Here is an 11,702-nt window from a genome sequence, read left to right as displayed (position 1 = left end):
TGGTGAGCAACGGTTGGTATTACTACCTAACCTATCCTACTGGACTGACACATCTAAAATGGTGCTTTATAATAGATTGCTAAATACCTTTCACAGCTTAAGTTTTAGCCATCTAGCACACCCTAAAATAATCAACTATTTTAGATGTGTAACAGTATTATTATAGCAGTTGCCATTACTAGCGCGGACATTCTCGCTCCTCTCAAATTTAGTCCTTGCTGCTTTCTTTAACTTCTGTACTTCGCTCTACCGACGCCTCCCCTATCTGACTTCGCGCCTTCTGACTTCAGCTAGACGTTGTATAGCTTAAAATTATAAGTAATACCAGTTTCAAAAAACAATGCTATATTAACTTTTTTTGTAGTTAGGGAATATCTGGATTTTGCCATATAGGAAGATTAAATAAAGAGCAAGGTTTTTCCCTATTCCCTATTCCCTACTCTTTTTTGACTGTAACGACCTTTTTTGAATTTGGTATAATTGTAATCAGCTTAGAAGTGTTGAAGACAACCTTTGACTTTACCCACAATTTTAGCCTGGGCGCTCTACTAAACAAGAATTTAACTTTCAATTTAACAAATAGTTTCTCAGAATCGAGATTATTTCCGAATTAACTCGACTGCATTAGAATAAATAGAGTGCCTAACCTTCTCCTTCGTTATTTTTATGGTTAATCTTGCTGGATACCAAGATTTTATTCAAATTCATAAGAGTGCGAACTCCCTAGTTTATCGCGCTCGACGAGTTAGCGATACAGCTACTGCCACACTCGGTGAAACCCAACCCGTCATCATCAAATTTCTTAACCAAGACTATCCCACCTCGGAGCAAATTCGACGCTATAAACAGGAATATTATCTCACTTGCCAATTAGAATCTCCTGGTATTATCAAAGCTTATAGTTTGGAAGAATGGCAAAGAAGCTATGCGATTGTTTTAGAAGACTTTGGGGGAATATCCTTAAAACGATGGCTAAAGGAGCATCAAGTCTTATCCACCTTAGAATTTTTACTCCTGGCAATACAAATTACTGAAATTATAGGAAAAATTCACGCTCAAAATGTTATTCATAAAGATATTAATCCCGACAATATTGTTTTTAATCCTAAAACTAAAGAACTTAAAATTATTGACTTTGGCATTGCCACCGAACTTAGTCGAGAAAACCCGACCCTAAAAAATCCCAATGTATTAGAAGGTACTCTAGCTTATATTTCCCCAGAACAAACAGGAAGAATGAATCGGGGTTTAGATTATCGCTCAGATTTTTATTCTTTGGGAGTAACTTTCTATGAAATGTTAACGGGAAAATTGCCCTTTGAAAGTTCTGACCCTTTGGAGTTAGTTCATTCCCACATTGCTAAACCTCCTCCTTCAATTATTAGTAAAGCACAAGAAGAGCAGAAAAAAGTTTCCTCAGTGCTGCCAGATATTATGATGAAATTGAAGGCCCAAAATGCGAAATCTCTACCTTCAACTATTAGTAAGGTAATAGTGAGTAAGGCAAAAATTCCCTCTGTAGTGGTAGATATTGTTATGAAGTTGATGGCAAAGAATGCCGAAGACCGCTATCAAAGTGCTTATGGGTTAAAAGCAGATTTAGAAGAATGTCGCCGACAACTAGAAGGAACAGGAAATATTAATTCTTTCCCATTAGGTCAACAGGATATTTCCGATCGCTTCCAAATTCCCCAAAAACTTTATGGCAGGGAAAAAGAAATAGCAACTTTACTGGCAGCATTTAAGAGAGTTGTCAAAACGGGAAAAGTGGAACTGATGTTAGTGAGCGGTTATTCTGGTATTGGCAAATCATCTCTTGTACAAGAACTTTTCAAACCGATCACCGAATGTCGAGGCTATTTTATCTCTGGCAAATTTGACCAATTTCAACGCAATATTCCTTATTCAGCAATTGTAGCAGCTTTTCGCGGATTGATTGGGCAATTATTGGGGGAAAGTAGAACTAGGTTGCAGGTCTGGCGAGAAAAATTATTGCAGGCATTAGGGAATAACGGACAAATAATCATTGATGTTATTCCCGAAGTAGAATTAATTATCGGCAAACAACCTCCTGTTACTATATTAGGAGCAAATGAATCACAAAATCGTTTCAACCTTGTTTTTTCTGATTTAATTAGTTCTTTATGTGATAATGAGCATCCATTAACTCTATTTATTGATGACTTACAATGGGCAGATTTAGCAACTTTAACATTAATTGAACGGCTATTAGTAGCAGAAAAAACTCAAGATATTTTTCTCTTAGGAGCTTATCGTGATAATGAAGTTTCGGCAAGTCATCCTTTAGCTATTTCTCTCAAAAAGCTGAAGCAAAACAAGGCTGTAATTAACAAAATTAAGTTAAAAAAATTACCTATATATCAAATTGCTTATCTAATTGGCGATACCTTGAAACATAATCCAGAAAAAGTTTGCGACTTAGCTTGGTTGGTTATGGAAAAAACAGGAGGAAATCCTTTCTTTATTAATGAATTTTTACAGGCATTATATAGCGAAGAATTACTAAAATTTAATCATAAATCAAGGATTTGGCAATGGAATATAGAAGCGATAAAGGCTAGGAGATTTACGGATAATGTTGTGGAATTAATGGTGTATAAGCTGCAAAGATTACCCAAATCTAGTCAAGAAGTTTTATCTCTTGCTGCTTGTTTGGGAGCAGAATTTGACTTAAAAACTATCGCTTGGGTAGGAAAAAAATCAGCCCAAGAAACTTTTCAGTTGTTAAAAATTTCTCTCGATCGCAACTTAATTTTACCCCGGTCGGAATTGGATGAAAATCTTCTCATTCAATCTTTTAAATTTAGTCACGATCGCATTCAGCAAGCTGCTTATGCTCTAATTCCGGATGACAAAAAAAACCAGATTCATTATCAGATCGGACAAGTGCTACTGCAAAAGATGTCCCCAGAAACCAAAGAAGAACAGATTTTTGAACTCGTCAATCAACTAAACTATGGAACAGCTTTAATTAGTCAACAAACCGAGCGAGATGAATTAGCTCAACTCAACTTGCTTGCCTGTCGCAAAGCTAGAGATGCCAATGCTTACCAAGCAAGTCGTCAATATGCCAACATTGGGTTGGCTTTGTTGGGAGAAAATAGTTGGTCTAGGCAATATGAAATGACTCTGGAATTCTATGAATTAGCGGCTGAATTGGCTTTTCTATGTGGTGATTTTGAAGTGATGGAACAGTTGATTGAGATAGTGATTGCCAATACCCGCTCTTTAGCACAACAGGTGAATGTTTACCGAATTAGAGTACAAGCATATAACACCCAAAATCAACTAACGCAAGCAATTGCCACTGCTCAACAATTTTTGCAACAACTAGGTATCACTTTTCCCCAACAACCCACACCTGATTATATTAAACAGGCAGTTTCCGAAATTTACCTACTCCTTGGGGACGGAGAAATAGAAAGTTTAGTCGATCTGCCAATAATGGAGGATCAAGAAAAAATTGCAATTGTGGAGATTGCCAATAGCATTATGCCAACTACCTATATTGCTGGCTCTCCCTTATTTCCATTATTGGTATCTTTGTCAGTCAAGCTGTCTATTGAATATGGAAATACTGAAGCTTCTGCCTATGCTTATTCTTGCTATGGCATCATTGCTTGTAATATTTTGCAAGATGTCGATGTCTCAGTCAAGTTTGGTCAACTAGCACTAAAGGTAGTCTCCAAACTGGATTTAAAGGCGGTAAAGCCATTGGTAATACATATTGTGATGTTCTTTCTCCTACATTATAAGTCTCACATCAAAGAAACCATTTATCCCTTACAAGAAGGTTATGGAATAGGTTTAGAGGTAGGCAGCTTGGAATTTGCTGGGTATAATGCTCATGCTTTTTGTTTACAATCTTTTTGGTCTAGTCAACCCCTTGCTTATTTGGAAAAGGCAGCCCATACTTACTTTGATGGGTTAGTACAATTGAATCAATTGGTAGCAGCGAATTGGTGTCGCAGTTGTTGGCTCTCAACATTAAATTTACTCGGAATTAGTAAATATCCAACTATTTTATCTGACTCTGTAGAGTCAGAAGGGGAATTTAGAGGGACAATGATGTCGGGGAATGACTCGTTGGGGTTAGCATTGTTTTACTTGTATAAGATGATGCTGTGTTATATGTTTGAAGAAATTGAAGAGCTTAAAAACTATGTAGGAAAAATTAAGGGGTATGTGTTTGGTTCTCCAGGACTGGTGAGTCAACCAATATTTTATTTTTATGATTCTTTGATTGCTTTAGCAACTTTGAGTGAAGGGAAAAATGAGATGTCAGAGGTGATGGAACGAGTGGAAGAAAATCAAAGGGAACTACAAAAGCAATGGGCAAATTCAGCACCGATGAATTATCAACATAAAGTAGATTTAGTGGAGGCCGAAAAATGCCGAGTATTAGGAAAAAAAGGAGAAGCAATAGAGCTATATGACTTGGCGATATCAGGAGCCAAAGAAAACAAATATATTCAAGAAGAAGCTCTGGCAAATGAACTGGCAGCCAAATTTTATCTTGACTGGCAGCAGGAAAAAATTGCTTCCATTTATATGATGGAAGCACATTACTGTTACAGTCAATGGGGAGCAATAGCAAAAGTCAAGCACCTGGAAGAAAAGTATCCTCAATTGTCGAAAACTTCCAATGACAAAACCTCTTATATGACATGGGATCAGGGTACAAGCAGTTCTACTGATAGTGATTTTTTAGACTTAGCTACAGTGATTAAATCTACCACTGCCATTTCCAGTGAAATTGTTTTGGAAAAATTGCTGGCAACTTTAATGGATATTCTCATTGAAAATGCAGGAGCGCAACGAGGAATCTTGATTTTGCCTCGTGAGGAAGGTTTGTTTATTGAAGCAACGAAGGAAGAATACTCAGATACAGTTTCGGTATTGCAGTCTATTCCTTTGTCTGAATTGAAAATGGTGGCATCAAAAATTGTGTATTATGTTGCCCGTACTCGTCAAACCATTGTTTTGAACAATGCTACTCGTGAAGGGAATTTTACCGACGATCCTTACATTCAAAAATATAAATGTCAGTCCATTGCATGCACTCCTTTAATCAATCAAGGTAAACTCCAAGGTATTATTTATCTAGAAAATAACCTGACTACTGGAGCTTTTACCAAAGAACGCATGGCACTATTACGAACTATTGCTAGTCAAGCAGCAATTTCATTAGAAAATGCCCAACTGTATAACAATATAACTAAATTAAACCAGGCTTATGAGCGTTTTGTTCCGGCTCAGTTTCTCAGCTTTTTAGACAAAAAGAGCATTGTGGATGTGAAACTCGGAGATCAAGTAGAACGGAAAATGACAGTTTTATTTTCTGATATTCGTGATTTTACTACCATCTCGGAACAGATGACCCCAGCGGAAAACTTTGCTTTTATTAATGAATATCTCGGTTATATGGAACCCCAAATTCAAGCTCATGGCGGATTTATTGATAAATATATTGGCGATGCTATTATGGCTCTGTTTCCTAATTCTGCTGATGATGCACTACAAGGGGCGATCGCCATGTTGCAAGAATTGAAAAAATATAATTTATCTCGACAAGAAAATAATCTTGAACCTCTACGCATTGGTATTGGTTTACATACAGGATTATTAATGTTAGGTACTGTAGGGGGATTTGGGCGTATGGATGGAACGGCGATCGGAGATGCGGTGAACCTCTCCTCAAGAGTGGAAGGGTTAACCAAAACTTATGGAGTTTCCCTGTTAATTACCGAGAAAACTTTTATACACTTAAATAATCCCTTAGAATACGATTTCCGATTTATTGCTCAAGTCAAAGCTAAAGGAAAAGCCAAAGCGGTTAGTTTATTTGAAGTATTTTCTGCGGAATCAAAAGAAGTACGGGATGTGAAAATTAGGACAAAAGGGAAGTTTGAAAAAGCAGTCTTGTTATTTCATCAAGAGTTATTTGAACAAGCAGGGGTTTTATTTCAAGAATGCTTAGATGATTATCCAGGCGATCGGGTTGCTCAGATTTATCTGGAATGGTGTCATGAGTATATGGGTTAATTGACATCCTCCCGAGGCTGCTCTGCGAGACAGCGCGGGATTCCCATCCATTAATCAAACAGACCTTCGCTGCATAAAAGGTAGTCCTGTAGTTCTAGTAGACATCTCCAGAAAGAGGGAACAGGGAACAGAGGAGAGTTTCGACTTAGTTAACAATTTACGCAATGAGCGCAATATAATACGGTAGTTATGTTCACATGGCTTTGCAGGGAGGGTGAAATTTGTATCTTCTGCACTAATCGCTGCTTAAACATTTCTGGCACTCTATCTATTAGACCTCTCCAAAAATCCCGCTCGTTACCCTCACTCAGAGGAGTCAGAGGTAAGAGAACAACCATGAATAATAATGTCTATTGACAAAGACTTAAATTTAGGTATAGACTTAAAAGATGCGGTTGGCTTAACCGTCAATGCCTGTGGATGAGTAACCGCCGACGGCCTCAGTAGAAGGCGGTCAGACCCCGCGACGACGTTAGCGTTAGCGCAGCTCCTCCGCAGGAGGCAGCTCCTCTGCAAGAGGCAAGTCGCAAGCGGTGCGACCCCGCGCCGCCGACAGCTCGCTTGCGGAACGCGCACTCCTGTGAGGGAATGCTGACCAAGAGACAGGAAGTAAACATCAATTTGTCACATTATGTCACGCTTTGTATCAGTTTTATGAAGCAGTAATTGATCAATTATGGATAAGAATTGATTTTATTTTTCATTTTTGGAGAAGTTCAGTTATAAGTTAATAAAATCAGGACTTACGCATTTTTGAGTCTTAAACACTATTTATCTATAACGTTATAGTTTTTGAACGCTATATATAGTGTCTCTGCGTAAGTCCTGAAAATCATTATATTATTTTTCCCCCGATTTTTTTGACTCTCCTAAAGGTGCTTTAACCAGTCCTTTACCAGCATCTTTAGGACTGAGACCTAGTGTATCAAGATTTTCAGTTAATTTGTCCCAGAGTTCTTTGCCTCTAGTATCGGGGTATGCCTCAGCGTATAAAGCTGCAATTCCAGCAACATGGGGTGTAGCCATACTGGTGCCACTAATGGTTAGATAGCTCTGATTTCGCCAACTTGAATAAACATTTACACCAGGCCCAACAATATCGACATCTCCTGCTGGATCGGAGCTTTTATCTTGATTGGAAAAGCTAGCAATTTTAAGGTTTGAGTCAACAGCTCCAACAGCCATAATTGACGGACAGTTAGCTGGATGACTTACCGGGTTCGTAATAGATGGCATCAAATTGCGATGACTATTATTACCTGCTGCTGCAATAATCAAGACCTTATTTAACTCTTTATCAGAATTTAACACATTATCAGAATTTAACACAAGAGGATTTAACGCTCTATAAGCGATTGTTTCATAAACTTGAGAATAAGATTGACTGGCGGTTACAGCTCCTCCAATTGACATAGAGATAATCTGACAGCCTTGCTCTATAGCCCATTCAATCCCGGCCAGAATTGATCCATCATTGCCCTTGCCCTCATTATTCAGTACCTTACCAATATAAATCTCTGCTTCATAGGCAATACCATAGCGTCGATCAGTACCCTTCGGATAGCGGGGTCCGCAGGCTGTTCCTGTACAGTGAGTCCCATGACCATGTTTATCTTGAACTTCTTCACCTTCCACAAAGGACTTAGAGATAATTTTTCGATCGACAAAATCAGGATGGTTAAGATCAAAACCTGTATCAAGAATTGCTATCTTAATACCCTTTCCACTACACCCAGAATTAATAACTTCTGTCTCAATTAATCCCCAGGTATTTGTATATTGAGTATCCTCAATTGCAGCGATCGGTACCACTTCTACAATTTTTTCCTCTTCAACCGTCAGAATAGGGGAATTTTCATCTGCTTGAATAGAATTTATCCTACTCTGTTGATCGGGATCGGCATTAATTACAGCAACACCTTGGTTCGGATAAATAATATTCTCCTCACTACTACTTAAGGCTCCAGATGAGTCAGACAACGCCACTCCAGCTTGGTCCTGTAAAAGGCTTCTACCTGCGTTAGTTCCATTGTCTGCAAATAAAACCAATAATCTTCCTGTTGTATCGGCTGGAGAGATGACAGGATTCATTTGATCCCTTGGCATCTTACCCCAACTTTGATTGTTTTGGCTCATTTTTTTTTCCTTTTGAAAAATGATAGAGGTATCTTAGTTAAAACTTTATCCTCTTTTACAATATATTCCGATTCAATTTCTGGCAGTTGACCTTGATTAACAAGAGCTTGATAAATCATCGCTGCTATTTCAGCACGAGTTGCACTCCGATTTGGACTTAATACATTCACCTCAGGATAATTAACAATAAGCTCTTTTGCTGTTCCTGTTATCACTTCTTCTCTTGCCCAATCATTTTCTTTGACTTTCTCGCGATCGCTATAGTATTCAATCAAACTCTGATCGCCACCAGTTAATTCTAGTCCATTAACTAAAGAAACAATCACTTCGATGCGCTTTATATCCTGCTTAGGTTTAAATTTACTATCTGGAAAACCTGTCAAAAATTTCCACTGATAAGCTTGTTGAATTACGTCTTTTGCCCAAAAATATGATTCCACATCTTGAAAATTTTGAGGTGGACGTTTGTTCTTAAAATTGAAAGCTTGAACCAATATAGCTGCATACTCAGCACGAGTAACTTTAGTATCTGGCCGAAATGTAAAATTAGGAAAACCTTTGATAATTCCCCGTGCTGCCAAATTCTCAATAAATTCTTCTGCCCAATGATTTTGGATATCTTTGAATGAGGGAAAGAAAGTAACATCTGGCTCTACAATGAGACTAATACCTGATGGGATTGTTATCGGTAATATATTACCAATAATCTTATAGTTACCTTTTAAGAGCCAAATTGTATCCCCTGCCTTAGCATTCTCTAAAGCAATTTCAATAGTTTTAAGTGGAGCAGACTTACTTCCATCAGAAGTCTTACTTGTTGTAGCTGGATCGACATAAATTGTTCGAGGCAAAGAACAATTAAAATTTGCTAAAGCACATAGATTTATACCAGATATTTTTTTCTTGATAAACTCACCTAGAAAGAGAGTTAAAACTGCTATAATTAGTGCTGAAAATAAAATCGACTTTTGTTTTTTTGAAATAAAGACAATATTTCTAAGCTTTCTAAAATCTAATAACTTGAGTGATTTTTTGTGAAAATCTCTAAGAAATAGAAATAGGTGTTTTAAAGAACTATCTCTAGAGACAGTATTATTTTCGTTCGGAAGCAATGGCTCAACTGGTGAATGACTGGGTATTTTGGGTGGGAAAATTTTCCCTGGTTTCATCTCATCTCCAGGCATACAAGTAACATTATTAGACATATTATCCGTTAGTTCCCAAAGCAGGGCATTGGTTTGTTGCTTATCCAATTGCACTACTAGCGAGCCTGTACCGCTAATATCTGATGGCATCTTGATTTCAAGATAAGTATCCTGCCAGGTGACAATTTTTGCCGATTTCTGTATTTTTGCCGATTTCTGTTGAAAAATAACTTGATTAAGAGAGGAATTAGTTAAGATTCCCAAATTTCCTCCCTCAATCTTAACGAGACTACCCGGTTGCCCTTTTATTGGTTGAATTGTATGAATAAAAGGTAGTTGGAGCCACTGACGTAAGCGATATTCAGCAATTCCTGCTTGGCGACTCAATTCAATAATTGCTCCGGGAATTTGAGTATAACGTTCTAAGTCATCAACAGAACGAACGCTATATTTATTTAGGGTTGCTATTTCATCAGCAGTAATCTGGGGTAAATCTTCGAGCTGATTCATACTGACTTCAGAAACAGTAATGTCACTGTTGAGAGGCTTACGAACCTGGGTAAGCTGACTCTGGAGCACTTGAGCAAAGTCTAGTTTGAGGACAGTTGTGCTAGTCCGATCGTCATCAACTGTATGAAATAGCAATCGACCTTGAGCAGTACGGCGCACTTTGACTTCCAAATCGAGATTCAGTTTTTTGATAGCAAAAGATACTCCACGAGCATAGGATTTTAGAGAAAGTGTATCTTGAGCTTTGTCCAGTTCAGCTGCAATCACATCAACAAGGTCAGATAATTCCCATTCTTGATTTTCATTATAATTCGACTGATTGCCGTTGTGATTATTGCTCACTGTTCCGATCCCAATGGTAATAATTGTTCGATTGTTCGGATTGAATGGTCATCCTGATGCGACCTAACCGACTCTCAGATGGCATTTCTAAAGTTGAGGGCAGAGTCACCATTAATCGTGGTGATGTTGTCGGAGAAAACGGATCGACTTGCAGGTGCAAATGAGCTGGCAAATCCAGTTCAATATCCTTAACCTGCAAGTTTAGGATATCTTCTGGAATATCTAAATGGGTCTCGCTGGTGTGGAGATCGAATAGCTCCTCAGGTTTGACCGTTTGCTCAAATGTACTGCCTAAGTCCCTCAAAATTAGCCCGATTAAATTAGCTAGAGTGATGTTTGCCATATCATTACGACGATCTATTTACTTTTGCTTATTGTTTAATTTAAGTTTGGTTCTAATGGATTTCATTGATGGGTAAGTGCAGCCTGACTAATGGTATACTTTTTAACGTATTATATCGTTATTCTGTGATTAAGTCAAAACTCCCGACGCTATTCTAACTGATAACTAATAACTGAAATGACCGGACAGGTTTATGAACTAAACATCTCCAATAATAAAAAAATCAAATCAATAGAAATCATCAATTATTTCTCCCTGCTCCCTGCTCCCTGCTCCCTATTTTCTGGAGATGTTTACTGGATTATTGTGCCTCTTATTAGACATCTCCAAAAATTAAAAATCAAATCAATTCTCATCCATAAATTATCTATTCTTTCTTCCTGTTCCCTGTTCCCTGTTCCCTGTTCCCTCTTTTATGGTAATAATTGTTCGATTGTTCGGATTGAATGGTCATCCTGATGCGACCTAACCGACTCTCAGATGGCATTTCTAAAGTTGAGGGCAGAGTCACCATTAATCGTGGTGATGTTGTCGGAGAAAACGGATCGACTTGCAGGTGCAAATGAGCTGGCAAATCCAGTTCAATATCCTTAACCTGCAAGTTTAGGATATCTTCTGGAATATCTAAATGGGTCTCGCTGGTGTGGAGATCGAATAGCTCCTCAGGTTTGACCGTTTGCTCAAATGTACTGCCTAAGTCCCTCAAAATTAGCCCGATTAAATTAGCTAGAGTGATGTTTGCCATATCATTACGACGATCTATTTACTTTTGCTTATTGTTTAATTTAAGTTTGGTTCTAATGGATTTCATTGATGGGTAAGTGCAGCCTGACTAATGGTATACTTTTTAACGTATTATATCGTTATTCTGTGATTAAGTCAAAACTCCCGACGCTATTCTAACTGATAACTAATAACTGAAATGACCGGACAGGTTTATGAACTAAACATCTCCAATAATAAAAAAATCAAATCAATAGAAATCATCAATTATTTCTCCCTGCTCCCTGCTCCCTGCTCCCTATTTTCTGGAGATGTTTACTGGATTATTGTGCCTCTTATTAGACATCTCCAAAAATTAAAAATCAAATCAATTCTCATCCATAAATTATCTATTCTTTCTTCCTGTTCCCTGTTCCCTGTTCCCTGTTCCCTCTTTT

At 37.9% G+C, this 11,702-nt stretch carries 6 protein-coding genes; 2 read left to right on the top strand and 4 right to left on the bottom strand.

Going from position 1 to position 11,702, the window contains the following annotated elements:
- Positions 1–666: 666 nt before the first annotated feature.
- Entirely contained in the window at positions 667–6,066 is a 5,400-nt protein-coding gene (locus F6K22_RS13925) for an AAA family ATPase (protein WP_293098521.1), read from the top strand.
- An 840-nt stretch (positions 6,067–6,906) separates the two neighbouring features.
- On the opposite strand, the gene F6K22_RS13920 is transcribed toward F6K22_RS13925, so the two are convergent.
- From F6K22_RS13920 to F6K22_RS13905, 4 genes are all read right to left on the bottom strand, one after another.
- The gene (locus F6K22_RS13920) at positions 6,907–8,202 is read right to left on the bottom strand and encodes a S8 family peptidase (protein WP_293098518.1); all 1,296 of its coding nucleotides are present in this window, start codon (positions 8,200–8,202) and stop codon (positions 6,907–6,909) included.
- Complete coding sequence (locus F6K22_RS13915) at positions 8,199–10,199, bottom strand: S-layer homology domain-containing protein (RefSeq protein WP_293098515.1); 2,001 nt, start codon at positions 10,197–10,199, stop codon at positions 8,199–8,201. Before F6K22_RS13915 ends, F6K22_RS13920 begins: the two co-directional genes overlap by 4 nt.
- Complete coding sequence (locus F6K22_RS13910; RefSeq protein WP_293098512.1) at positions 10,189–10,542, bottom strand: hypothetical protein; 354 nt, start codon at positions 10,540–10,542, stop codon at positions 10,189–10,191. Before F6K22_RS13910 ends, F6K22_RS13915 begins: the two co-directional genes overlap by 11 nt.
- Before the next feature lie 367 nt (positions 10,543–10,909).
- Positions 10,910–11,287: a hypothetical protein gene (locus F6K22_RS13905; protein ID WP_293098509.1), complete on the bottom strand. Its 378-nt coding sequence runs from the start codon at positions 11,285–11,287 to the stop codon at positions 10,910–10,912.
- A 177-nt stretch (positions 11,288–11,464) separates the two neighbouring features.
- Here F6K22_RS13905 and F6K22_RS13900 point away from each other — a divergent pair.
- Positions 11,465–11,702: hypothetical protein (locus F6K22_RS13900; RefSeq protein ID WP_293098507.1), on the top strand; the 238-nt coding region annotated here is incomplete at its 3' end.

It is taken from the genome of Okeania sp. SIO2F4 (assembly GCF_010672385.1).
Lineage (GTDB): Bacteria > Cyanobacteriota > Cyanobacteriia > Cyanobacteriales > Microcoleaceae > Trichodesmium.
Note: the sequence above shows the minus strand (reverse complement) of the source record. Positions and strands in the feature narration are given on the sequence as shown.